Origin of the sequence: Idiomarina sp. 28-8, assembly GCF_000320945.2 — a bacterium.
Taxonomy (GTDB): Bacteria; Pseudomonadota; Gammaproteobacteria; order Enterobacterales; family Alteromonadaceae; genus Idiomarina; species Idiomarina loihiensis.
This window is the reverse complement of the sequence record NZ_DF266789.1, coordinates 811,328-837,081: the sequence shown is the minus strand read 5'-3', so window position 1 is coordinate 837,081 and position 25,754 is coordinate 811,328. Positions and strand designations below refer to the sequence as shown.

The following is a 25,754-nucleotide window of genomic DNA, read 5'->3' as shown; positions in this document are numbered from 1 at the left end:
TATAAAAATATTTATCTAAATTTATTTTCATCGCCTTTTATCAGGAAAATTATGAACGGCCCGACAACACGAGTACTCGCTTTACTGGAGTTATTGCAGTCCCACAAACGTTTGAGCGGTGCTGAAATTGCAGAAATGCTAGGCGTGGATAAACGCACAGTCAGGCGCTATATCAGTGCGCTTGAGGAGTTGGGTATTCCGGTTACCACAGAGCATGGCCCTCATGGAGGCTATATGCTGGTTGCCGGTTTTAAGCTGCCGCCTATGATGTTTACTCATGAAGAAACTCTGGCGCTCTCGTTAGGCTTGTTGGCAGCGAAGAGTCTTCAGCTGACCGATGCCTCGCCTGCGTTGACCAGCGTTCAGGCGAAACTTGAGCGCGTTATGCCAGAGCATATTCAGGCAAGGGCCCGCTCCATTACACAGCATACAAACCTGTTATTGCCCGACTCTGGGCTGCCGCAGGAACAGTCGTTATTAATGCCGTTAATGGAAGCCATAGAGAGCCAGCGGCGGGTACAAGTTGTGTATGTTGGCAAAGCTGAGCCCGGGCAGCAGCGCGAGCTCGATCCTTACGGTATGTTCTATAGGCTAGGACACTGGTATATAGGCGGATTCTGCCATTTGCGCCGAGCGCTCCGTACCTTTCGATTAGACCGTTTAGCCGAAGTGACATTACTTAAAGCAACCTTTGAAAGGCCTTTAAACTACAACGCTGCCGAGCAGTTCAAACAAAGCCTGTGCGCCATGCCAGGCAACCTGAAAGTGCGAGTTTTATTACATACGGACCTGGACACAGCGACCCGCGAGCTAGGCACAAGCGCCAGTATTTTAACCCAGGAAGACAACGCGATATTTATTGAAACCGTGGTAGACAGCACAGAATGGTTTGCCTGGTGGCTGGTTCGCTTACCTTTCGACTTCACCATTATAAGCCCCGACAGCTTAAAACAAGCCTTGCGGCGCCGAGCCGAGCAGCTTATAGGTTATTGTTAGTGGTACATGCGCGGTTTGCAGCACTGGACATTGCAGCGGATATTCCCTAAAATCCACGCCTGCTCTGAAGACTCCTAACTACGCGCCCGTAGCTCAGCTGGATAGAGCGCCGCCCTCCGGAGGCAGGAGTCATTCGGTAAATAGGCACAGTGGTTAGAAGTCAAAATTTGGAAATGCGCCCGTAGCTCAGCTGGATAGAGCGCCGCCCTCCGGAGGCGGAGGTCACAGGTTCGACTCCTGTCGGGCGCGCCATTTCCTTGGCCTGCAATGATGTTCTTCCTTTCATATCTATTCTAAATTTTTCTCTTTGATGTTTTTCGTTTTGAGCGCTAGCTGTTGTGGCTGATTTCTCGGTGAATCAGGGCTGTGACAAATCTGTGACAGATTTGTGCCATATAAAATTCGCTTCTGACGGATCATCTCGATAAATGACTTTTAGCTGACTCTACCTTTACAAACCAAAGTCGTGATAGATTAATGTTATCTATATATTGTTTCCGGTGTTACGAGATATATAAAGTGTAACCAACGGGCCTTACCTGACGAACTTTGACTCGAGGTATTGAGTGGTGACAGGTATGCTTATGCAAGAACAGAAGGTGAGTTGGGTCAAGTCTAGTGTATGAAAGTAAGCCAATAGTAAAGGTCTAAGTAAGGTGTCTGTAGAGAATTTATGATGATAAAGACAAAAGATATACAAGTACATATAGAACAACTCCTGCTTGACCCAAATAATTACCGATTATTTGGCGAAAAGGAGGTAGCCAGCATACCTGATAGTGACGCAGAAGGCTTACAAGACGTTACCTTGGACAAACTAAAAGGCCAAAGGTTAGGGGAATTAAAAGATTCAATAAGGAATCATGGTTTTCTCGAAATGGAAAGAATGGTAGTTCGTCTGTTGGATACTACAGAAAATAAAGAACAAAAAGACGATTCGAAGAAAAAATTTATAGTTGTTGAAGGAAACAGACGTGCAGCTGCATTAAAAAGCTTAGAGAAAAATGCTGGCGTTACGTTGAGTGAGAAAATGAAAAATCTCAACGTAATCCTAATTGAAGGAGATAAAGAGGAGATAAAATTATATTCGGCAACTCTAATGGGGATTAGGCATGTTTCGGGCCCCAAAAAATGGGATGGATTCCAGAGTGCTAAGCTAATAAATGATTTATATATAGATGGTAAGTCTTATACGGAAATTGGGGACATACTTGGAATATCTAGCCGCGAGGCGGGAAGGAGATACCGAGGATATAAGGCTTTCGAGCAGATGCGGTCACATCCCGAATTTAGAGATAAAGTAGAACCTAGACATTACGGATTACTTTTAGAGTTTTTATCTCCTTCAAAGAAAGGAAAAGAATGGTTGGAATGGGACGACGCAAAGTTCTCGTTTGAAAATGAAGAACGATTAAAAGCTGTATATAAAGCAATCACCCCTTCCGTAGATGACGAGTTGGAAATAAAGAATCCTGGGGATGCCAGAAAATTTGTATCATTATTAGACACAGAGTATGTTAGCGATCTTGAACAAGGGGAATCTATTCATGGTATGCCCGAGCCTCAAGACTTAAAAGAAACCGGGAAATTGAAAAGAATTCAGAGCTTTATATCTTTCGTAGAGAAAAATAGCTTTAGTCCAGAAGAGTACGACAGATTAAATGACCTTAAAGAGTCAATAGAGAATAAGATGGAAGACTAGTTATGCTGGACGAGCAAGAATATCAAGAGTTTGTAAATTATCTTAAAGCAGAACTGGCAACCTCTGATCACCAGGAGCTTAATGATTTTGAGTTATTGATTGATTTTTATCGTGATTACCCGCCTGATGGTTTTGATGATCCAGATTCTGAGTTTTTTAAAGAGGAAATTGAAAGAAGAGCTAGAAAGGAGCTAGAAGATCTTAAAGAAAGACTAAAGAAAAATGAGGGCGCTTGGTTAATTGTCGATAATGGGAAGTTCAAAGCAGGAAAAAGTGAAGAGCGACTAGATAATAAATCGGAATTAGAGAGAAAACTAAGTCAGGATGAAGCCAATTTACTAAATAAACCGTTTGATGAGCTCGAAAATGGAGAAAGAGAAGCCCTCTTAACTTTATTTGATCAGAAAGTATCCAGATTAGGCACTAATGATGAGAAATATCGAGTCATTAAGACGTTGTGTGACTCTTATAAATATTCTAAAGAGAAAGGCGGAGTTTACTTAAAAGCTCTAAAGAATGCAGGGAATATTGCTGATGACTTAGCTCTCGGAGAGGGGTTTAAATATTACGAAACCTCAGCAAAAATTTATCGAGAGAATTACGACCACGATGCATCAGCAGAGCAGTTTAAGTTGGCTATAAAGTCTGCGAAAAAGACTCAAAAATCATCAACAGTGTTGCTGACGTTAACGCGGTCGATGCGTATTCAGTATGAATTAGCTGGCGACGAAGATAATGCGTCAATAGCTTTCCTATCAGAGAAGAAATTAGAAAGGAAAGTTAATGGAAAAAAACAACGTGGGCTTTTACATTGTCTTTCGGATTACGGACAAAATCCAGGGAAAGTTGTATTATGGGCAATGGGTCTAATAGTCATATGCACTCTCTTATATGCTCTGTTGGGAATTGTTCCATCTGGCTCTAACGCTGAAACTCAATCTCTCTTCGAAGGTTGCTTACCATGGTATGTAATTCTATGGGACTCTTTATATTTTAGTATAGTTACTTTTACGACTTTAGGATATGGAGACTTCTCACCCGGAACTGGGGTGAGTAGGCTTGTTGCAAATTTAGAGTCTTTGTTAGGACTGTTTTTAACAAGTCTATTTTTAGTTGCATTGGTACGAAAGTATGGCAGGTAGGGGATTTTAGTAAAAGCTCCATCTAAATTATTGATCTAATACGTTATATAGTAGTTTTTTGCGAAGCAACTAAATAGCTAATACCGCGATTTATGTGTAGCTTAGCAAAATTTGTAATACTAATGCCCTCAAGCATTGTCTGCTGGTTGTGGTAGCTCTCGCGCAATATTGCCAGATATATATCTGCGTATTCACCAGCAAAAACCTTCCAGCTCATCTCAACGTTGCTATCTGAGGGTATTTCTTCAATTGGAGGAACGCTGTCTTCGGCGAGCGACATGCACAAAGCCCATCGACAAAGAACATTCCAATTTTCGATACCAGTCTTAGTTTTAAGACGTATTAATTGCTGCTTTTGTTTTTCTGATAGTCTGACAGAGTCAATCGTCGGTAACATATTTTTTTCCATTAGAAGTAGCCTTCAGTGAACGTTGAGGTTTGTTTATGCTCATCATAACTAATGTTATATTCACGACAAACTGCGGGCCTTAATTCATCGTAATATTGTCCTGTTATTTCCTCATCGGTAGATAATAGAATGACTTGAGATGACGCTTTTGGAAAATAATTATTGATTAAGTTGCTGCGGTGTTTACCGTCCAGTCGACCTAAAGGCGTATCTATGACAGTAGGTATTTCCTTGCCGGAAGCCTCCGCGAGTCCCCATAGAATGGATATAGCAAGTAATTGCCTTTCACCTGCTGACAACCTGCTTGGGCTAAGAGGACTGCCATTGCAATCTAGAAGACTAAGTTGAAAGTTATCTGGACAAATTCTTACACCTTCAATTAAGTTATTTTTTCGGGATAAGATTAAGAATTTTTCGGTAATGTAGGTTTCAAGATCGCAAATATTTTCTCCAATAAGCTGTTCAGAGAAAGACTTCATTGTTTCCTTTAATTTCGCAATGTGTTCTGCAACTTGAATAGCGCGTTTTTGCTCAAATGTTTCTTTGCTTTGCTGGGTCAAGAGGTTGGCATAACGTGTGTTTAGCATCTCTTCTATTGCTACTTGCTGTTGCAGCAAGTCATACTTTTGATTAAGTAGAGCAAAAGAGTTCTCTAGCTCAGTTTCAAGATTTGCTAGTTCGCTTAATAGATGTTGTACCGTTTGGTACTCAGGCACCGACTCCAATTTTCTTTCAAATAAAGCCTGTTCCGCAAGCAAACTCTCTCGTTGCTTATGCAGCGATTCTCGCTTTTTAGCATCAATCTTTATTTTTTCGTCTAAGCCGTCAAAAATCGATAGGCTTTCACCTATATAGCATTCGATTCTTGAGGCATTTTCGCGATCCTTGGCCAGTTTGGCGAACGTCGTGTTCAATGTCTGTGTAGCCTTTTCTGGGATCCCTTCTTTTGCTAGAGCGTTTCTGATAGCTGATTCGTATTCATTAATTGCACTTTGAATCATGCGAGCCTGTTTAGCGCTCTCTTCCTTGATTATTTGCTTTTTAGTCGACGTGATTAGTTTGGGAATTAAACCAAGTGGCCCAGGACCAGCATCAAGCTTCACGCGATCAGCTAAGTTTGCTTTGAGCTTTTGTTCGATTGCACCTAGTTCAAATTTAATTGAATCACGCTCTTCAATTAGGTGAGCACCTGCATTACGCACCTTTTGTCGTGCCTTATTGACTGCAACCTTAGTATCGCTATTTTTTTTCTCTAAGTTTGCTATATCTTTCTTAAGGGTCGATATTGCCGCGGACTGCTCATCGAGTTCATCTTCCAAAGCCACTACTTTATCTTTAACTTTGCTATCTAAATTGTCTGTTTTGCGTTTTCTTTCAACGTTACTTAAGTCGATATTTAACTGCGTAAGGAGGTCGAGTCCTAACAAACTCTCGATTCCTGTTTGTATAAGCTCTGCACTGCGATTTGGGTGAGCAAGGTCTTCTATTTTTTCACCATCAAAGAAAAACAAATCGGAAAGACTCAATGGAATGAACTCATTAACAAAGTCATCCCAGTACTGACTGAGGTGAGTGTCATGCAGTCCGTTACGGTAAACAGAAACCTTGTCTTTTACTTCTTTAGTATTTGTTCTCCAGTTACGAATGACAGTGAATTCGTGAGTTGTCGTTTCGGTTGTGTGTGTGAACGTTAAAGATATTTCGACAATATCGCTATCGCTTACATATCTGTTTCTGGTGCTAGTTAAGAAACTACTATATGACTGATGGGCTCGATTAGAACATTTTGCGTGTTTACCGAAGAGCACTAGCTGTAAAGCATCTAGAAACGTAGTTTTACCACCACCATTTAGACCACCCAATAAAATAATTGGCTTGTCTTTCGTTATTGCTAGATCTAGCTCGTGGCGACCCTTGTAGATACCGAAGTTTTCGAGAGAAAGTCTCTTAATTATCACCGTGTACCTCTTCAAACTCGATGAGCATAGAACTATAGCCTTTTTCCTTTATCGATTTAGTTATCATAATAATTTTTTCTTCAATAGCTGTCTTATCATCTTCACTTAAATTGGGTGAGTTGTTTAACTGGATTTGCAAACGATGACGCTCGCGCTCTAAGGCGAATTGCTTTGCTTCAAATAAATTATTAAACGCACCACTATCCAGAATGTGTACCAGTTCATCCGCCAATTTTGCTCTACGGAGCTGATTTTTATGTTTATTAGCAATACTTATTACTGCTCTCATCTGCTGGTACAGTAGACCATCTTCGTCACCTTGTTCTTGGCAATGAGCTTTGAGTTTGTTGAGTACATTCATATTCAAGATAGGATGATGCGCGCGCGGTTTTCCTGGGTAAGGAGAGTTAAGTACTTCTTCGTAAATTTGAGGAAGGTTGTCCTCGGCTTCGTGTTTTTCTTCTAACCAGATTCGGCGTATTTCTTCAAGATCTTCAAGTGGTAATAGCTCTAAATCCTTGACTTCGTCTGGACCTAATTGCTGCACGGCTTGTTGAGCTTCAAGGACCTTTCGTAGCATATGCTCTCTAAAAGACTGTATGTAAGGTCCGGGAACGAGGTCAGCCCCATGTTTAGATACATGGACCGTAAGACTACCGTTCATACGTCTAAAGTCACGATTTCCTTTGTCTCGTGAGAGCTTTTCTATTCTCTTTGCGCGTTTTGGATCGTTTACTTCAATTTCCTGTCGCAACGCGACGAGAGGATACATCCACTCTTTCTCATCGTCATTTGAAATCATTGCGTTCATGGATTTGTCTTCCGATACCATAGTACAAACGTAGCAGCCAAAACGGCTGTCACCGCAGCTTTGGGTTGATTTATCCACTACGAGCGGGCACTCGCCACCTTCGGTGGCTCCCTGATACATTCCCATCAGATCCTGATTGGGGAATTTCCACGGATTATCAACACTATTTAGGTAAATCCACACATCATCGTTGCTCCAGCTGGCTATTGGTGCGTATACCCATACACGCTCTAGAGAGCCATTCTCTGTTAACCCAAGTGCCTTACGGGTATTAGTTGACGAGTTTTCAAATCGATCCATACTAGCTGCGCGAGCTGAGCTCTCGGCTTTTCTGGTTCCTAGAACCAAGATGGCCTCCCCGTTCTTGTCGGCCATATTTTTTATAAATGTATTCGATGGCGATATTTTTAATCGGTCGGTGCACCAACGAAATTTATGCCTTGGAGCCGGATAGCCCTTACCTATAAGGTTCACCCAAAAACGATCTTTCACCGCTGGCGTTAACCGGTGAGGTGTTATAGGTAAACCTTGAGTTTTTGCTTGCTCCTCCATACGTTGCAAAGACTTACCTACCCACATCGATACAATAGGGTTTTCTACCAGCGTATCTGTACTAATAACATGCACTTTTTTTTCACACTTACCTTCTTGGGAAAGCTCCTGAAGTGCATACCATATTAACTGTAGGGTTGCGGTTGAGTCTTTGCCGCCGCTGTAGCCAACGACCCACGGAACAGAGTCATTTTTATACAGCATTTTTATATGTTCAATGCTTTGTCGAATGGAGCTTTTTAAGCCGCTTTCGCCAAATGCAGAATGGAGCTGTACGTCATTATCAGTGGCCATTACGTTCCTCTAAAAAAGATCTTTCTACTGCTTTTTCTTTATCGGTAAGTGGAATTTTTAGGTTATTTTTGATTTGTATGCAGGTTAGCTCAGCTGCATTCCGATTGTTGGTCATGGATTTATTATTCACGCATCGACCAGTCCACTCTGGGTTAGTGCGGCTCCAATTTATTTCTTTTAAGCCTTTTAACGTACTCTGCCAATTGTCATCGTTTTTAAGTAGGTACGCGCCCAGCAAGCCGAACGCGTGAAAGGTCACCGCATGGGCATGAATAGATTCATCACGAAGTTCTCCGCCAGATGCTTTATCCTCACATACTAACTGCCAGGCGGGCATGTTCTTCAGTACTTCATGCCAGAATTCATATGCCACAGGTATTAAAGATTCATAATTGCTTTTAGTAATTTGACCAAGTAAGTACTTACTCGCTTTGTTCACAGCACTATGACTTATAAGCTTTTTCGACCGATTGCTGAGATTACTCTTCTCCATGTGGACAAGTTTTGTTAGCTGCTCACTTCTAAAGATTATCGTTTTCGATAAAATCGCATCTGCTTTATCGTCGTAAGTTATGCTTAATGAACTATCTGTCTTTACTGGATATAAGTTCAGGTCTTTAAAAATGCGCTGGCGTTCTTCAAGCGATTTGTTGGTAAAGAAGACTACCGAGATTGTTTCCTCCGCGAGGGTTGGATCTGCTTTCAGAGCTTCGGATATTGCGGCATTCCGGTGCTGGCCATCTGTGATGTAGACGTCAGCGTCTTCGTCTATTACAAGAGTCCCTATTTTCTGTTCATGTTTAGAGTCACCGATAGCGACAAATTCACTAACTCCGTCGATGCATGCCGTAAGAGCAGAAAAAACATATTTTTCTCTATTCTCTAAAATATAGTTTGTTATATCCGGTATGCGTTCTTCATTAAGGATTCGTTGTGCTCTTTGATCAACGGGGAGTTGCCCCTCGTCCAAACTGAAAATTTTATTCAGCCTTTTTAGGGGGCACATGACTATGTAATACTCTGTTTTAGCTTGCTTTCCTTTAATAGCTGGGAAAGAAGCTCCTGACACGATTGGATTCATTATACTGTTCAGTTAGGTTATAGTACGTACAGTTCGTAATTTCTAGGGATTTGTTCGTACGAACAATTTTGCGGACATCTTACAGCAAAAATACAAAGCTGTCTTGCTTATCGGCTAAGTTTATTTCAGGACTAAAATGACCATCTATCTAGACATGAATGCTACATCTCCAGTGATGGATGACGTTGCTAAATTAGTACAAAAAATGTTTGTTGACGAGTATGGTAATGCCGGAAGCCGCACTCACGAATTTGGAGCGAGGGCGAAAAAGGCTGTTGAAAAAGCTCGTCAGCAAGTCGCTGATGTTGTCAAAGCTGATAAATCAGAAGTCATCTTTACTAGTGGTGCGACTGAAAGCAACAACATAGCTCTTTTAGGTCTACGTGAGCATGCTGAGCAACATGGTAAAAAGCATATAATTACTACGGGGATAGAGCACAAAGCTGTATTAGAACCCATCGAGTATCTGGAAATGCAAGGATTCGAAGTTAGTTATCTAAAGGTCGGAAAAAACGGATTGGTGGATATACAAGAACTCAAATCTGAATTAAGAGATGACACTATTCTTGTTTCCATAATGCATGTGAATAACGAGACCGGGTCGATACAACCGATTTCTGAAATCTGCGAGGTCTTAGCTGAGCATCCCGCATACTTGCATACTGACGCGGCTCAAAGCTTTGGGAAGCTTCCGGAGGGGTTAGAAAACGAAAGAATAGATCTGATTAGTGCTAGTGGACATAAACTCTATGCCCCTAAAGGAATCGGAGCACTCATTATGCGCAGACGAGGCTTTATAAAGCCTCCTCTGAAACCAATAATGTTTGGTGGCGGTCAAGAAAAAGGTTTACGGCCGGGAACTTTAGCTGTGCCACTGATAGCGGGCTTCGGCTTCGCCTGTGAGTTGGCTCAAAAGAAGACACATGCTTGGCAAAAGGATGCCCAAGAATTAAAAGAAGAACTTATTTCAGGCCTAGATAACTTGGGAGCTGAATACAATGGCAGTAATACGTCTCCTTTCGTTCTCAACTTTTCAATACCGGGGATTAACTCAGAAGCCGCTATGGTTATGCTGAAAGGCATTGCAGCTGTTTCAAACGGATCGGCATGCACGTCATCAAGTTACACTCCATCGCATGTCTTGACGGCGATGCAGTTAGATGACGACCGCATTGCTGGCGCTATAAGGGTATCCTGGGGACCTATGACTAAATCGTTACCAGTTAAGGCGATTGTCGAAAAATTGGGGCAATTAAGATAAATATGCACAAATACAATAAAAAGTTTGGTGATATTTGGCTTAGGGCTCGTCACAACGCTTTAGCAAATTTAGAAGCTGCAGAGGAAGCCTCTAAAAAAGTAGTCCGTTACGAAATAATCATATCTTTTTTAATCATTTTGCCCATAGCATCTACTATTTTGGCCAAAAGTTGTCCGTTTTTTAGTCGCTGGGACGTATTGTTATCTTTGATTGGGGGACTAGGAGCTTTATATTTTTCTTTGGTCGGATTTGTACAAAACGCAAGGAAAAAGGATGAATATCACCGCCGTGCCCATAGTGTTTTTAATAATATAGCTCAAAAAACAAGGAGAGCGGATAACCCAACCTTGGACGAGAAAGAGAGCCAATATTTAATGCGCTTTTTAGAGGAAATGTTTGAGACTGCAAAAAGTAACTCTTTTGAGCCATCGGATATAAACTACAATAGTGGTTGGAAACGTCTCCAAAATATGCCCAAACTTCCGTTTGGATTGGATATAGGATCACCAAAATCTAAGGGAAAAGTATTGACTGAGAAAAGTAATATTGAGCAAAACTTTCAACTCTATGAGTCCTTAAATACTGAAAATGTGCATGCAAGTTGGGTATCATCTTTTAATTTTGAATATAAAAGAGTACTTGATATTGGAGCTGGCAGTGGAAGAGATGCTGTTTATTTTGCATCTAGAGGCGCGCAATTTGTAGTAGCTGTAGATAGCTCATATGAAATGTTGAGATTAGCTAAGCAAAAGCATGGCGAGAATAAAATCCTTTGGCTTCTTGACTCTTTGCCTGACTTAAAGAGTTTAAGCACAGCTGAACTGGGTAGCTTTGATTTTATATTGTGTAGTGCGGTACTGATGCTGTTAAGTGAAGAAGAGCAAAGTGCAAGTATACGAACAATAGTTAAACTACTTAACGAGGGAGGGACTGCTATTATTACAATTAAAACGGATGATACTAATAATGCTGTGTGCTCGTTAACGCCTGATTTTAGTAGGGTTCTGTCTGAATTTGGTGCAAAGGCTGAGAAGCTGAATGGCAATACTGATCTCTTAAAGAGGGAAGGAGTCAATTGGACGGTGTACAAAATAACTAAGTAGTTTCCCTAGGGAGCTTGCACTCATTCTCTTCGTAAGCTAGCAAATAAAAGTTTGTGTAATTCGACCCCATAACCTGTCTCGATGCCTCTTTAGTATTCAAGTTGAATAATGCTCGCGATAGACCTCGCTTGATCTGAACGTTGCGATCATCGTTGAAAACATTTAGGTAGGTGATCTCAGCTCTTTAAATCAACCATTTTCTCAGCCCATTTAAGATAGTGACATTTAGGAATACTATTATTCATCAACGACCTCCAATAACTCACCAACATCACACTCCAAATATCGACAAAGCGTTTCCAGCGTCTCGAAGTCAATTCGTGACGTTGTTTCGTGATACAGGCGAGTCAAGGTACTGCGGTTAATTCCGGTATCCCTGACGACATCTGCGACCTTCAGTTTTCGCGCGCCCAATAATTCCGCAAAGTTGCATTTTATCATTTTAGCGACCCATTTTAACTCTCTAGAGATACAAAAACCGTTGACAAGTTATCAATAGGTGTATAATGTATCTCTAGAGCATCATTATTGCTCTCTTAAGATACTAGGAGAATAGCATGAACGAAACATACCTGACCACTGAAGAATTATCTGAGCGTATTAAATACGATCCCAGAACGATCAGAGAGCAGCTGAAAGACTCTGTTTTGTTGGAGGGCATCCATTACGTTCGTCCTTTCGGAGGCCGAAAACTCCTCTTCATTTGGGAGGCTATTCAGCGGGACATGATGGGGGCTTCCTCAAACTCATTGGCTATCCCAATGGCGCGTGGAGGTCTTGCTCATGGCTAGAATGTACGCACGGAAGGAAAATAACCGTTTGGTTATTGACTTCAGTTACCGTGGCAAACGCTGTCGCGAACAAACTTCTCTTGAGGATACCAAGGAGAACCGCAAGCGAGTTCAGAAGTTCCTCGACCGGATTGAAGCGGAGATTACGTTAGGCACCTTTGATTATGCCAAGCACTTTCCGGGCAGCACTAAGGCGCAGCAATTCAAGGAAATGCAGGTGCGCAGTCAGCATTTAGACACGCCGCTTTTCAGTGATTTCGCGGAAACTTGGTTTGCTGAAATGCGTATTCAGTGGCGGACATCTCACGCAGATACGGTTAGAAGAACGCTGAATGGCTATTTGCTTCCAGCGTTTGGAGATAAAGAGGTTGGCCGCATCACCAAAGCCGACATCTTGGAGTTTCGAGCATCCCTCGCCAAAGTGACGACTCGAAGCAACAAGCAGTTATCGCCGTCGCGGATAAACCACATCATGACGCCATTGCGCATGATTTCGAATGAAGCAGCCAACCGCTACAATTTTAGCTCACCTTACCAAGGAATTAAATCGCTTAAGGTTCCGCGTACGGATGTTGAGCCATTCACGTTAGATGAGGTTCGTCTCATTATCGAAAAGGTACGTCCCGATTTTCGCGACTACTACACGGTGCGTTTTTTCACTGGCATGCGAACCGCGGAAATCGATGGGCTTCAGTGGGACGCAGTCGATTTTGAGCGTCGGCAGATCATGGTTCGAAGCACTATCGTCAATGGTGAAATCCAAAGCACCAAAACCGATGGCTCGTTCCGCGCGATCGAAATGAGCCACTTGGTATTCGATGCGCTTAGGCGACAGCACCAGGCAACAGGAGATATGAAGTTTGTCTTTTGTACTCGCAATGGCTCGCCGCTGTCGCATAACAATGTCACTAAACGCGTCTGGTACCCACTGCTTAGGCATTTGGGGCTAACTAAAAGACGTCCTTATCAATCCCGCCACACCGCAGCCACACTCTGGCTGGCAGCAGGTGAGAGCCCTGAATGGATTGCCCGTCAAATGGGCCACTCAACAACAGAAATGTTGTTTCGGGTGTACTCACGTTACGTACCCAATTTGACGCGCCGCGACGGCTCGGCTTTCGAGCGGCTGCTCAAATCAAATTTCAATGACTTTAAGACAGATGGTGAGTAAGCGCAGCGCTTCGCTCTCATCACGTTAACGATTTAATATTTCTTGGAGAATGACTATGAATACAACAACTCGTGAAACTGTACAGCCGCTTTTGATTGATGCTAGCACTTACCGCCGTTTTATCGGACGTTATTATCTTTCGGCTTTAAAGGCGGTTTCGCCTGAGCGAGACAATGACGTGTTTGAACTGACGCTTTCTGATAGCTCTTGCGACCTTACAGTTATTGCACGACATGACCAAATTGCAGATGAGGTGATTCTTGAGCACACCATGATCCATGTTGAAGTTGCAGCGCTACCAACTCGCGTTGGAACTGTTCGGGTATGTAAGAATTTAACTTGCGCTGCAGCCAGCAAGCGTCTGGGTAATAGCTTGTCGGCTCTCCCAATTTCTCAATGCCCTCGGCCCGCGGTGTTTCAAGCCTTTCTGGTGCTATATGCTCGCATCCAATCAACGTTAATGCGGCGCTTTATCGATGATGTGTTGCTCCAGCCCAAAATCGGGATCTCATTCCTGCAATGCCCGGCAAGCCTTAGGTCGCATCACGCATATGTCGGAGGCCTAATTGAGCATGCTGTTGAGGTTGCCTGGAATGTGTCAGGTGTTCATGCGCTGACTGATATTGAGCGTGATGTTGCGGTTGTCGCTGCGCTACTGCATGCCGTCGGTAAAACACGAACGCTGACTGCTGGTGCTACGAGAACCGCCCTGGGTACTCTGGTCGAGCCTGAGTTGCTGACACTCGAGGTATGTGCTGATGCGCTAGATAACCTCGAGTATCACTCACCATCGCTGGCTAACCAATTGCGTCATATCTGGACGTCTGGCGTTTTTCGCGAGCACACATGCAGTCAAAACCACGCCTTGCTTTATGACGTCCTCGCTCGCTCAGTCAAAAGCAGTATGGTGAGTCAGCAATCGATGGCATTTCTTGCTGAGGCCGATATTGATACGCCTACTTTCGCATAGACGCTTTGCGAAACTTTAATTTCATTAATTAAATTAATTTCGTAAAAGGAGACTGCTATGGCTCGTCACCCGGAAGTCACGGAGCAGGAAATTATCGATGCTGGCTTAGCACTGGAAAAACGAGGAAGGCGCCCGAATCCGGGCGCTATCCGCAAGGCGCTTGGCGACCGTGGCGGGCTCGCTCGCATTAAGAGTATCTGGGAGGCGTACAGCGACAACCGAGATGACCCACTTTATGAATCCAGCAAAGAGAGTCTAACGTTCGATTCACTCCCTACTCATTACGCTGATAACGCTCAAACCCTGATTGATAAAGTCGTCCATGCAATGAAGCAGATGGCGATTGCCGGCTACATTGATGCTCAGAAGCTCTTTGAGCGACGCCTAAAAAGTCTTGAAAATTCCCATGAGCAGACGCTTAAACATTACAGAGAAAGTGAAAACGCTGCCGATGAATGCGTTCAGAAATTGGAAGCTGAACTTGATGAGTTACAGGTCGAGCTCGATGGTCTTGCTCAGCAAAACGCAAAATTATTGATCGAAAACGCGGAAATGCGGGGTAAGCTTGAAGCAGTTAAAAGTTGAACCAACTAGAGCCTTGCGCCGGCTGCTTTTTTTGTCACTCCAGTATTCACCTATCAGTAGGAAGTTCTTATGACTCTAACGCCCATTAGCTTCATTAAGCTCGCCCCAATGAGCCTGTTAAAAGCAGCTGAAGATGAAATACAAGCTCAGCTCGAGCAAACCGATGGCGAACTTTTCCATTACCGTCAGCAAACGTTTCGCGGATACAACCTTGCTTGGCCGCGTTCGGATGTCCAGGCGCTATTGCAGTATTTTTCGGACTCGGGGTGCGTTTACTCTCAATACCGCCTTGCGTATTCACTACTCCCCGAAAATCTGGAGGATTGGCCACTGAAGTCCGAAGAACTGTCTTATCATTATGCACTCAACGCGGCAGAAATGAGGCTAAACCTAGATTATGACGGCCGTGTACGCACCGCCTTTCGGGAGTTTGAATACAGTAATGAATTCGTACGATATAGGTTTATGATGAACGACTTCATCAACCGGTATGCTCTATCGCGCTCAATTTCGACAGATATCATTTCTCATTTCAAAACGCTGCCAATCCAAGGCGGGACGGGTCGGTCATTATTCGGAGGGAAGTTTCTACACAGCTGAAATTCAGTGATTCGGCATTAATTCAGTTAAACGGGGCTGGTACTGCTATTAGCCCCTTCTTAGTTAATTCTTACATCCATTGCGTTTGCAAGTAACCGGTGCAGTAGTGTTGCTCCAGTGTGAAGGATGGTCGTTCGTATTCTCACCGCACCCCGTTGTACCACCTTTTTGACCTTTATGAACAACGCTTTCTCCAGAGTCTGGTGGTGTGTGTCGCACAGCCATATCATTTTCCTTAATTAGACTTGCCGATAGTGGCATATTCAGCCTAGGACAATTTGCGCTTATGTAAAGGAATTGTCATAGTCACTGCTTGATGAAAAAGGATAGAAGCTACACTTGCGATAGGCTCAATTTCTTCTACTTCCTAAAAAGTAGTGATCTTTTTGAGTTTTAGGACAGTCTCCATAGCCACCATAGAAGTAGGCATGGACAGAATAAAACGCTCTGACACCCTCAAACCGTGTCTAAAAAATTAGGCTTTATCTTATTGGCGTGTTTAATCTTGTTTTATCTGCTTACGACTATTTAATGGGTGCCGAAAAATCATTGAAAAAGATGATTTCCATATAGGAATAAACGAATGTTTTTAAGTGCGATCAGGTTAAAAAATTACCGCCGTCTTTCTGATGTGACGATCGATTTAGATAACGAAATTTCAATCTTTGTGGGTTCTAATAACAGCGGTAAGACGTCTGTCGCAAATGCGATGCACTTCTTTATCGGTGGCTCTAGGGATCGCTTTCGTTTTCATGACATCAGCGCATGCCGGTGGAGCGATATTGACGCATTTGAAGCAGGGCAACAAGGAATTTCGCTTCCCGTTTTATCAATTGACCTGTGGTTTGAGGTTTCACAAGCAGACCTTCACCGTGTTGTTGATCTGCTTCCTAACCTTGACTGGCAAGGTTCGAAAGTCGGTGTCCGTATTGCCTTTGCACCGCGTAATGAAGATGAAACATTGGCTCACTTCCGAGAACGGCATGCGCGGGCTCAAGAAGCCGCAGGGGTGGTGCAGACACCTGACGACGAGCCCTACATTGCTCCTCCGAGGACGCTACGTGAGTTTCTCGAAGAGGACATCCGAAAAGAATATGAATTTAAATATTTTGTCCTCGATCAATCTGAGTTCAATGATGAACTTGAGCCCAACGATGGGTACGAACCTCAAGAGCTGCTTCGAGACAAAGGTCGAACAGGGAGAGATATAGTCAACTCTCTGATTAAAGTTGACTTTTTGCACGCCCAGCGTCATTTGTCAGACAGTGAGGGTGGCAATCGCTCGGAGGAGCTTTCCCGACATCTCAGTCGTTATTACCAACGAAATCTGGAGCGTCGTGGTGAAGACCACTACGCGCTCAGAGTGCTTGCAGAGTCGGAGGCCTTGCTTAATCAACATCTAGAGCAAGTGTTCACCAGCACTCTTCAGCGTCTAAGCCAACTAGGATATCCAGGTCTGAACAATCCGCGCTTGATGATTAAATCAGCGCTTAATCCAGCCACCGTTATGAATAGTCAAGATGGCACCCATGTTCACTATGCTTTAGACGATGATGGGTTGACGCTCCCTGACAAATATAACGGGCTAGGCTTCAAGAACCTCATTTACATGGTCGTTGAACTTCTTGATCTTCACGCACAGTGGCATGCAACAGATGAAAAGCGTCCACCTCTACACCTAGTCTTTGTCGAGGAGCCAGAAGCCCATTTACATGCTCAGTTACAGCAAGTTTTCGTCAACAAAGTTTTGGAAATTCTGGCGTCGGAAGATGAAGTGCCTGATGGTTTCCATACGCAGCTTATTTTGACGACCCATTCTCCGCACATCCTCTATGAACGGGGCTTTCAGCCTATTCGTTATTTCCGGAGAGAGGGGGCGGGGATTGAGCAGTCGTCAAAGATTCGGAACTTGTCAACGTTCTATCAAACGACAGAGAACCCGAGCCGAGATTTTCTTGAGCGGTATTTAAGGCTAACGCACTGCGATATATTTTTTGCTGATGGAGCAGTTCTCGTTGAGGGTAATGTCGAGCGACTGGTTATGCCTCAGATGATTGAGAAAGCGGCGCCGGGTCTCCGGTCATGCTACCTAAGCGTGCTTGAGATCGGTGGAGCGTACGCTCACCTGTTCCGTACACTCATTGAATTTCTCAGTATTACAACGCTCATCGTTACTGATCTAGACAGTGTAAGGGGGCAAGTGGGGGACAATGACGGAATCGAGCCAGCTGAACAGGGAGATGACGGTGAGGATGAAGCTTCGCCACGCAGCACTTGCACGCCTGAAACTCTGGGCGCGGTGACATCAAACCAAATGCTTGCGCAGTGGCTACCTGGTATAAATAGAATTGACGAACTCTTAAATGCTGGCGCTGAGGCAAAGACGAGAGCAGCAGATGAGTTCGGCCTTGGAGCTATTCGCGTGACCTATCCCTGCGCCGTGACTATTGAGCAAGACGGTTTACAAATTGAACGTGCTGGCCGTACGCTTGAAGTCGCCTTCGCATTCGATAACTTGGAGTGGACACAAGATGCAGCTAATCAAGAGCTGAGGCTAAAGGTGCGTACACCGCGAGATGTTGAAGATCTTGCACAGAAGCTTCACAACAAGGTGCATAGCTCAAATTATAAGAAAACTGACTTTGCGCTCGCACTGCTCGCCAAGGATCCGGAAACTTGGAATGTCCCCAAATACATTGCAGAAGGCCTGGAATGGCTCGAGACTGCATTGGGCGTAGCGGAACCAGTAGGCGATAACAAGCAGGAAGGCGAAGAGTAATGACAAACCGTATCGGAAAGCCTAATACAGATACCGACGTAGCACTACACGAGCGCCTCGCTGATGATGGCTGCCGGCACTTTGTAATGGTTGCAGGAGCTGGTTCAGGAAAAACAACCTCGCTGGTGAAGGCCCTTGCACAGATTGAACTCACTCAAGGGCGCGCCCTGCGTAAAAACGGGCAACAAATCGCCTGCATCACTTATACCGAAGTAGCTGAGAAGGAAATTCGAGGTGATGTTGGTAATGATGAACTTTTCCACGTCTCTACGATTCACAGTTTTCTCTGGACACTCATTAAGCCGTTTCAAAATAATCTCCGGGAATGGGTCAGTAACCGGTTGCAAGAGAAGATTACAGAACAGCAGGAAAAAATCGAGAACCCGAGGACTAGAGCGGCCACAAAAGAGCGAGCGGTTGAACTCATTGAACGCTATCGTGGCCAGCACGCGGAAATTGATTTGGTAAGAAGCTTCCGGTACGGGACTGGTAGCGACTATTCAAACGGCGTTCTCGGACACAGCGACATACTGAAGATTGGCCCTGATTTTATTGCAGAGCATGAACTGATGCAGACGGTCTTGGCTCGCCGATTTCCGGTCATTTTTGTTGATGAAAGCCAAGACACTAATCCGGCATTTGTTGATGCTCTGCGCAAGGTGGCTCGGGTGACTCCGTTACGCTTTTGCCTTGGTTTTTTTGGTGATCCTATGCAAAAAATATACATGCAAGGGGCCGGTGCCATTCCCACAGAGGAGGGATGGGAAACGATAGAGAAACCGGAGAACTTCAGGTGTCCGCAAGCTGTACTCAGGGTTATTAATAGAATCAGAGCAGAAGACGATGGACTAGAGCAAACACGAGGGCGTCACATTTATGTCGACGGGGAGGAAACTCCTGTCGAAGGATCGGCCAGAGTACTAATTTTGCCTGCGGATGATCGTCGACAGGAACGCTTGGAAGAATCTCGTTCTTGGCTAGCTGAACAGGATGGCGATGACAGCTGGCTGGAAGATGAGGATGAAAAGGCGCTAAGGCTCTTGGTGTTGGTCCATAGGATGGCCGCAGCTCGACTTGGATTTCCCAATTTGTACAGTGCACTCAATGATCGCTCCCCTGAAGAGCTTAGCTCCGGGTTGATAGATGGAACGGCATGGGTGGTACGTCCTTTTTTATCCAGCATTTTGCCGTTGGTATTGGCTCGGCGTGAAGGACAGGAGTTTGAAGTTATGCGTTTACTTCGTCAGCATAGTCCGCTTTTGCAGCCCGACTCTTTGGCTAATACTGACGTGGTAGTAGTGTTAAATGACTTAAAAACGCAGGTTTGTGAACTGGTAGAATTGCTGGAAGCTAGTGAAGGGGTGCGCATCGGCGATATTTTACGCTTTGTAAGAGACCACAATCTTATGACCATAGATGAGCGCCTTATTGAGCTAATCAATGTCTATGTTGAAATGCCTGAGCCAGTTGTTGACCAGACAACTAATAATGCCGCACTTCGTTTTATGCAATGTGAAGTAGCGGAACTTTGGGGTTACCGAAAGTATATAGAGAAGATGTCTCCTTTTGCGACTCAGCAGGGTATAAAGGGTGCAGAGTTCGATAAGGTGCTTGTTGTCGTTGATGACCAGGAAGGGCGAACAACTACTTTCTCGTATGGAAAGTATTTTGGTGTGACGGATCTATCGGATACAGACGCAGAGAATATTGCTACCGGAAAAGATTCCACGATTGACCGAACTCGGCGCTTATTCTACGTCTGTTGCTCGCGGGCACTTTCTGATCTTGTTGTGGTGATATTTGCAGAGAACACACGTCAGATGCGTGATGCACTGCTGGATAAGGGTTTTTTTGAACCAGAAAGTGTTCATATCTTAGACTAGCAACATAATAATAATGTTAATCAACAAAAAGCAGGTTTATCTACAGCCCTGATTTGCGAGTGAGGTAGAAAGCGAAAGTCGCTGGTAGCCATCTTATCGATTGCCTAGCTATTCTTACAAATTAAACGGTAGGGATGAATCCTCACTGCGTATGTTTAAAGTGTCGCCCTCTAAGCTTGCGATAAACCGTTGATTTAGCAGAAAACCTAAATTCCTTTTGCGGTAGCTGCTGATTTTTAGCAGCCGCATTAATTCAGTAAGATCTATTACAACGATTCGAACATCAGACTTCAGGTAGGCGTGGCGAATGAGTTTAAGAATAGACTCCCAGTTTTCATGGGGCACAAACTCTGAGATAACCACAATAGCAGTTTGATTTGGTGAATCTGAATGGGGTAGTTCAATGCCCATACTGTTCATTACTTTATATTCTGTCTTGCGGTAGCTTTTTACTGCTCCTTCCAGCTGACCTACTGCTTTCTTGGCGTGGCTAATCACTTTTCCTACTCGTCGTTCGTAATCGGATTCATCTTTTGAGTCATTTAAGCAAAGCGCTTTCGATTCAAAAAATAAAGTTGATTCTTTCGATACGACAAGGACATCGGTAAGCTCTCTTATCTTTTTTCCTCTTTCAATTTGGGGTGATAAAAATACGTTATCACCAAAACTTAGATGTAGGTGTTGATGAAGATGCTTCTCTTGGGTTGTCCCTTCATCCATGTCATTCAAATCATACTGAAATGTGCCGCTTTCAGAAGCCGAGATAATCAACGTCTGCTTCAGCTCAAGCTGTAATTCTAGGTCATGGACGTGGGCTGGCATTGAACTAGAGTGCTTATAACGTGGATCAATTGCATTGCAGATTGCTTCGATAAACGGAGCTAGTGCTTGTACATTAGATATCCAAGACGCGGTCGCTAATACTTTGGGGAGCGTGTGACTCACTCTATTCAAGTATCCAGTCCCTCGAAGAACTGGAGCATCAAACTCATCCATGACGACAACTCGAAAACTGTCTGTGTTCACAATATTTCGCCAACCAACGACTTCAGATTCTGTTCTTGCAAAGATTGGGATCAACAGGGGGTTATCATGAGTGTCATAGATTTTTAAGCCGCCACCTAAAAACAACTTACTGCTACCGGCGACACCTAAGTAGAGCTCAACGGCCGCTCCTCTACTTATCGATTTAGCAGCAGTACCTGCAGCTTTTATGACGATAACGGATGACTCTGAATCGGGATCCACATATGCCCAGACGCCAACCTGTTCGCTAAGAATTATTGGTTCTAAATCTTTAGGTGTCATTGCTATCTCCTTTGCATTATTAGACAGCTTAACTCAAGTTATTAAATTAACGTCGCCAAAAAGCCCAATGACCGGATTCCTCAGTTCCACTATCTTTACCTTACCAGTTGATTGGGTTTTAAGCTCAATCGCTGGCTTTTTAAATTTTAAATTTCAAGGAGAAAGAATATGGCTAAAAGCAATGGCAAATCAGGCGGTCGCGGCCCATCTACTCACCCTGGACCGGGCGGGAACTGGCCATCACAAAACCCAGGTAAAGTTTCCGGCGGTAACCGAGGGAACGCAAAAGGCAAGTGATTGCCACATTCTGTAAAAAGGCGTGGAGTGCTGTTGCACTCCACTGCCTTGTCAACGATTATAGATTTTACCTAATAATCAAACGGATTTGAGAAGTAGGATGGCGGCATCGAACACTAGTTTTCCCTCTATTGGTGAAGCATTTAAGTTTCTTTTCGACGTATCGGGTTTGCTAGCCCAGAAGCACGGGCAGTCGGAGAAGCTAACTGACGAGAGACTGAAGAAAAGCATTCAAACGAAATTGGCTCGACTTGCTAAAGGCGAAGGCGACCTTGATAAATCGATATCGGAGTTAATCAGCGACTTTTCTTACTTACTACTGGAGGCGGTTCAGAATCCCACGGTTCTTGCGGCAAGTGTCCAAACGCTCGCAGATATCCACGGTGCTTATCAGAACACATTGAAGCAAGAAGGTACCTACCTTTCAAAAGAAGCCACCGTAAAGTGGATGCTGGATTGTTGGTTACCGGACTTGTTTATTAAATCAGCCCAAAAATACTCGCTAATGTTCAGCTTAGATAAAGAGGGGCTGGACTACCCCACGAACAATGATTGGTGGCTTCCTCATTTTGGCGAGCGTGTCGTAACTCCTTTGGAAAGAGCTTGGCGTTGGGTGTATGAGCAGGTAAATACCACTCAGACCCGCTTCCATAATCCGGATGGTATTGACCCTCGTGGAGCTCAGAATTCCGAGAATGCCTCAAATTGGTTTCATACTGATCAACTTCCAAGTTGGAGTGGGCTTCAAAGCAATTTGAATACGTCAGTTGAACTTCTTGCAGACTGCAGAAATAAAAAATACCAGCGAGAACTGGCCCCAGAACTTATTAACAGTTTTAGAGTTGTGTTGTTTTTTGCACGAATGAGTACAGATATATTTCGGCGGATCACGGACGCTTACGGTACCGGTTATGCGAAAAAACTGACTCAACAAGTGAAAGCTCAGAATCGTCGACTCACAAAGTTCCACCGCAAAGTCAAAATTGATCTTGAGGCCCGACTTGCTAATGTGGCTTTTAAAGATGAAAACCATGCGCGTCGAAGCTGGCGTGATGAAGCGAGTGCTTTCTGGAGCAACTACTCGACGAAGCTCATACGAGATTCGCAGGTTATGCAAGAAATGGAGTGCTTTCAGGCAGAAGAGCCCCTATCAATTACAGACGCCAAGAAGTTGCTTACCCAATTTGATCCGTTTTTCATTTCAATGACCATTCGGCAAAAGCGATACGCTCCGGACAATTCTCAGCTGACTTTTTTAACGTTATATATGCAGGGACTTGAGCTTCAGAAGCGTCGTGACCTTACAGCTTCTGAGTTAGAAAACTACCAGGCTCTGGTGGTTGAAAATGGTTTTGATGATGAGCTGCGCTGGTTAGTTGAGTGGCTATTGGCAACCCGTTGCAGCAGAAGTGATGAACACAATGCCGCATATGAACATTACAAGCGAGCATTTGAATTTTCAAAGTACCAGATCGGCAAAGAGAAATACTTGCTTGTGAACGATTTCGCAGCAGCTTGTGCAAAAAATAATAAGTGGCGTGAGTTTAAAAAGCTTATTTCATGGGCGAACCATAACGCCATTCCGGTGCGTTGGCATCGCGGCTTCGATGATTCAGAAGAGGCGGTCCGAATGGCGTTTGAGATATTCAAGAGGACTTAAGGAGCTTTAAATACGCCTCCTCAGCCCGGATAAAAATCATGTATTTATGTAGTGCTGAGAGCAAAGCTCTGGAGCTGCTATCCTCGACACCTCTTGTTTTCAAAAATGCCGCTCTTTTCTCACTGAGAGTCGAATCACGATATGAAAGATGAGCTTTTCCGTAGCGCGAATCGTTAGCGTCCTTGCTGTTAATTATTTTGATGGTGGCTCCTGCTGGCAATGCTGTTCGCCAATAGTTGAGCTTTTCCGAGTCTTCAGGTTCTTTTCTCTGTTTGACGTGAACTTTGAGTAGCCAACGATCCGGCAATACTACACCATCTAATCCTCTTGCGATTTTTCGCAGTTCGGCTCTGGAGCTTAGTCGTATATACGTCCTATTATTAGTCGTTTTCTCTAAAATAATGTTTGCCGCTTTGGCGGCTCGATTAGACGTGACACCTTGGAGTTCTTTTAATCGTTGTAAAATATCAATGGACTCCAATTTCTGAATATTTGTAGCGGGCATAGCGATTGTAAGACCACTTGATGCCTCCTCAGAGTAGAGCCGGGGCTTATTCTCTCCTGTCTGAAACCTAGGGTCATCACGATAGAAATAAGCGGCTTGGATAACCTCATTAATCCAAAGGATGTCCAGATTGTAAACGTCAGCTAACTCATGGTTGGAAACTCCGTTGTCGTGCGCGTGCAGAATTTTTTCAACGTACTCCGCACGGCGTTTCGTGTTTGTATTGAAAGTTGGTATCTTGCTCTTTGTCAGACTATTTTGAGGGCGAAGGTATTTAACCCAATGCGTGCGTTCGGTTTTGAATACGTCGTCTAGCACCGCCATCAACGATTTATTATCGAGCATTTCAGTGCCACCGTTTTCTTGGGCTAGCCGTCTCAATCTTCCTCCTTGAAGCGATGTTAGTTTTGTTATAAACGAGACGTCGTACTTCTGAGATCCGCTCATTGCGGCCTCAAAACGCAACAGATCAGTCAGGTGAAAGTATGTACTGGTCGATGTTTCGGTATTTAAATGACCTGCAAATTCTGCTATCTCGGATAGAACATCGTCATGATTAGCGCCGTTAAAGTAGTTCCGAATAGCCTCTATCTGCTCAGCTGAGTAGCCAGTTAGTTGTTGAGCGCGCTCGCTGCTGGCAAAGCAAATTAATTGGCATGTAGTCAACGCGTAATGACGCAGCTGGTAGGTATTCGTATGTACATTCAAGTAGGCGCTCAGCAAGTGAGTAATGTTTGTGCTGAGAGTGTCATAGTTGATGAATATGTCAGCGAGCTCATACTCTGAAAATAACAGCGCATTTGTTCTCGCCACCGTTTCTAACTGTCGGCGCCGGCAGTAATATCGTATGAACTCTTCCTCGTCGGGCATCAGAAACAGCATGAGTGGCAGTGTACGCTGTGCGCTATATGTTTTCAGATTGAAATGCTCATTGGGTCTGATAAAAACTAGGCCATCTCCTCTCAAGTCAATATCCGACACTTCAAGGTTTATGGCTTCATCGGGGCGTAAGCCAAGTCTGGCCATCAACAAGGTCATTGCGGTTACGGTTTCGATGACATGTTGAGTGCTGTGACTATAGGCGTCAGGCACGTCAATTAGCAGTTGTCTTATCTGATGGCAACTCGGAATTGCGCAACGAACAAACTTGGTACCACTGACAAAGTCAGCCAGTTGTTCAGGAATTTCGAAGCCCAGGTGATTATGCATATACAGCCAAAAATGCCTGAGGGTGGATGGGAATGTTGAATCCGCGCCAGACTCAAAAGCTCGTAATTTTGTATACAGTAATGAGCAGTCTGTTTGATCTAACCCTTCCAATCCCTCCGCTCCAATGTTTTCGGTTAAATAGAGCCAGACCTTCCCAAGGCAGCTTAGCGTGCGTTTACCAGAAGCTCCGCATGTCCATTTGCCGGCTTGGAATTTCCAAATAAACCAACTGAGCATGGGTTTTGCCGCTTTAGCACTAAATTGGCCTTGGTCTCGTAGTTTTATGAGAGCATTTTCGATAAGTGCGCTTTCATCGTCGCGCCCTATGAAACGCTTATAAATATCGGCTATTTCATAAAGCAAAGCATCCGAGGTTGTTTGCAAATCACGCTTATTTAGGATCTTCCCGTCTTTCTTAGTGACTGGCCTCGTGCGTTTTGTTATGCAATGACGTGTATTCAGAGACAGCAGGCATTCATCGAACGTCGATGCGTTATTTGCTCGGCCGGCGGCATAATGTTGAATGAATACTGGAACTCGCCCACCTTCTCGCCGGAAGAAGAGCAGTGATAGCGCGTCGGTGAGACGTTGGTTGGTGATTTTTTTAAGTTCCCGGTCGTTCAGAATCTCAGCAAGGAAGTCCTTAATCCGAGCCATCGCATTGTCTGTTTTAAAATTTGTTGTGTG

The 25,754-nt window shown here is 44.2% G+C and carries 21 protein-coding genes and 1 tRNA gene; 15 read left to right on the top strand and 7 right to left on the bottom strand.

From position 1 onward, the window contains the following. The first annotated feature begins 51 nt into the window (after positions 1-51). From RJ32_RS04135 to RJ32_RS04120, 4 genes are all read left to right on the top strand, one after another. Complete coding sequence (locus tag RJ32_RS04135) at positions 52-996, top strand: YafY family protein (RefSeq protein WP_034819316.1); 945 nt, start codon at positions 52-54, stop codon at positions 994-996. A 175-nt stretch (positions 997-1,171) separates the two neighbouring features. After that, positions 1,172-1,248, top strand: a tRNA-Arg gene (locus RJ32_RS04130). A gap of 421 nt (positions 1,249-1,669) precedes the next feature. Next, a complete protein-coding gene (locus RJ32_RS04125) occupies positions 1,670-2,698 on the top strand; it encodes a hypothetical protein (protein ID WP_201029209.1) in 1,029 nt (342 codons plus the stop codon). A gap of 2 nt (positions 2,699-2,700) precedes the next feature. After that, positions 2,701-3,840, top strand: a complete 1,140-nt coding sequence (locus tag RJ32_RS04120; RefSeq protein ID WP_034819314.1) for a potassium channel family protein — start codon at positions 2,701-2,703, stop codon at positions 3,838-3,840. 43 nt (positions 3,841-3,883) lie between these two features. Here the strand turns inward: RJ32_RS04120 and dndE are convergent, their stop codons facing one another. The 4 genes from dndE to dndB are packed head-to-tail and all read right to left on the bottom strand — an operon-like array spanning position 3,884 to position 8,945. Further along, positions 3,884-4,249 carry a DNA sulfur modification protein DndE gene (dndE, locus tag RJ32_RS04115; RefSeq protein ID WP_235598914.1) on the bottom strand — a complete coding sequence of 122 codons (366 nt, stop codon included), beginning with the start codon at positions 4,247-4,249 and terminating at the stop codon, positions 3,884-3,886. After that, complete coding sequence (dndD, locus tag RJ32_RS04110; protein WP_034819312.1) at positions 4,249-6,207, bottom strand: DNA sulfur modification protein DndD; 1,959 nt, start codon at positions 6,205-6,207, stop codon at positions 4,249-4,251. The genes dndE and dndD overlap by 1 nt, the downstream gene beginning before the upstream one ends. Continuing rightward, positions 6,197-7,864, bottom strand: coding sequence for a DNA phosphorothioation system sulfurtransferase DndC (gene dndC / locus RJ32_RS04105; RefSeq protein WP_034819310.1), 1,668 nt, complete (start codon positions 7,862-7,864; stop codon positions 6,197-6,199). The genes dndD and dndC overlap by 11 nt, the downstream gene beginning before the upstream one ends. Beyond that, the gene (gene dndB, locus RJ32_RS04100; RefSeq protein WP_034819308.1) at positions 7,854-8,945 is read right to left on the bottom strand and encodes a DNA sulfur modification protein DndB; all 1,092 of its coding nucleotides are present in this window, start codon (positions 8,943-8,945) and stop codon (positions 7,854-7,856) included. The genes dndC and dndB overlap by 11 nt, the downstream gene beginning before the upstream one ends. Before the next feature lie 136 nt (positions 8,946-9,081). On the opposite strand from dndB, the gene dndA reads away from it, so the two are divergent. Next, complete coding sequence (gene dndA / locus RJ32_RS04095) at positions 9,082-10,206, top strand: cysteine desulfurase DndA (RefSeq protein ID WP_034819306.1); 1,125 nt, start codon at positions 9,082-9,084, stop codon at positions 10,204-10,206. A 2-nt stretch (positions 10,207-10,208) separates the two neighbouring features. Then, positions 10,209-11,309 carry a bifunctional 2-polyprenyl-6-hydroxyphenol methylase/3-demethylubiquinol 3-O-methyltransferase UbiG gene (locus RJ32_RS04090; protein ID WP_051018725.1) on the top strand — a complete coding sequence of 367 codons (1,101 nt, stop codon included), beginning with the start codon at positions 10,209-10,211 and terminating at the stop codon, positions 11,307-11,309. A gap of 237 nt (positions 11,310-11,546) precedes the next feature. Here RJ32_RS04090 and RJ32_RS04085 read toward each other — a convergent pair whose 3' ends face one another. Next, complete coding sequence (locus tag RJ32_RS04085) at positions 11,547-11,750, bottom strand: helix-turn-helix transcriptional regulator (protein WP_034819304.1); 204 nt, start codon at positions 11,748-11,750, stop codon at positions 11,547-11,549. A 116-nt stretch (positions 11,751-11,866) separates the two neighbouring features. On the opposite strand from RJ32_RS04085, the gene RJ32_RS04080 reads away from it, so the two are divergent. From RJ32_RS04080 to RJ32_RS04050, 7 genes are all read left to right on the top strand, one after another. Then, positions 11,867-12,100 (top strand): hypothetical protein, encoded by a 234-nt coding sequence (locus tag RJ32_RS04080; RefSeq protein ID WP_006954074.1) that lies wholly within the window; start codon positions 11,867-11,869, stop codon positions 12,098-12,100. Continuing rightward, on the top strand, positions 12,093-13,271 hold the full coding sequence (locus RJ32_RS04075) for an Arm DNA-binding domain-containing protein (RefSeq protein ID WP_034819302.1): 1,179 nt from the start codon (positions 12,093-12,095) through the stop codon (positions 13,269-13,271). The genes RJ32_RS04080 and RJ32_RS04075 overlap by 8 nt, the downstream gene beginning before the upstream one ends. A 55-nt stretch (positions 13,272-13,326) precedes the next feature. After that, on the top strand, positions 13,327-14,241 hold the full coding sequence (locus RJ32_RS04070) for a hypothetical protein (RefSeq protein ID WP_034819300.1): 915 nt from the start codon (positions 13,327-13,329) through the stop codon (positions 14,239-14,241). A gap of 57 nt (positions 14,242-14,298) precedes the next feature. Further along, complete coding sequence (locus RJ32_RS04065) at positions 14,299-14,826, top strand: DNA-binding protein (protein WP_034819298.1); 528 nt, start codon at positions 14,299-14,301, stop codon at positions 14,824-14,826. A gap of 69 nt (positions 14,827-14,895) precedes the next feature. Next, a complete protein-coding gene (locus tag RJ32_RS04060; RefSeq protein ID WP_034819296.1) occupies positions 14,896-15,426 on the top strand; it encodes a hypothetical protein in 531 nt (176 codons plus the stop codon). 583 nt (positions 15,427-16,009) lie between these two features. Then, the gene (locus RJ32_RS04055; protein ID WP_034819293.1) at positions 16,010-18,205 is read left to right on the top strand and encodes an ATP-dependent endonuclease; all 2,196 of its coding nucleotides are present in this window, start codon (positions 16,010-16,012) and stop codon (positions 18,203-18,205) included. After that, the gene (locus RJ32_RS04050) at positions 18,205-20,088 is read left to right on the top strand and encodes a UvrD-helicase domain-containing protein (protein ID WP_034819291.1); all 1,884 of its coding nucleotides are present in this window, start codon (positions 18,205-18,207) and stop codon (positions 20,086-20,088) included. The genes RJ32_RS04055 and RJ32_RS04050 overlap by 1 nt, the downstream gene beginning before the upstream one ends. Positions 20,089-20,202: 114 nt before the next feature. Here the strand turns inward: RJ32_RS04050 and RJ32_RS04045 are convergent, their stop codons facing one another. After that, the gene (locus RJ32_RS04045; protein WP_034819289.1) at positions 20,203-21,396 is read right to left on the bottom strand and encodes a hypothetical protein; all 1,194 of its coding nucleotides are present in this window, start codon (positions 21,394-21,396) and stop codon (positions 20,203-20,205) included. Between the two features lie 168 nt (positions 21,397-21,564). Between RJ32_RS04045 and RJ32_RS15345 the strand changes: the two genes are divergently transcribed. Both RJ32_RS15345 and RJ32_RS04040 read left to right on the top strand, forming a co-directional pair. Next, the gene (locus RJ32_RS15345; RefSeq protein WP_268766507.1) at positions 21,565-21,693 is read left to right on the top strand and encodes a hypothetical protein; all 129 of its coding nucleotides are present in this window, start codon (positions 21,565-21,567) and stop codon (positions 21,691-21,693) included. 400 nt (positions 21,694-22,093) lie between these two features. Next, entirely contained in the window at positions 22,094-23,353 is a 1,260-nt protein-coding gene (locus tag RJ32_RS04040; protein WP_145914811.1) for a hypothetical protein, read from the top strand. On the opposite strand, the gene RJ32_RS04035 is transcribed toward RJ32_RS04040, so the two are convergent. Then, positions 23,340-25,754 (bottom strand): hypothetical protein (locus RJ32_RS04035; RefSeq protein WP_034819285.1); only part of this gene is annotated, 2,415 nt, incomplete at its 5' end. The genes RJ32_RS04040 and RJ32_RS04035 overlap by 14 nt on opposite strands.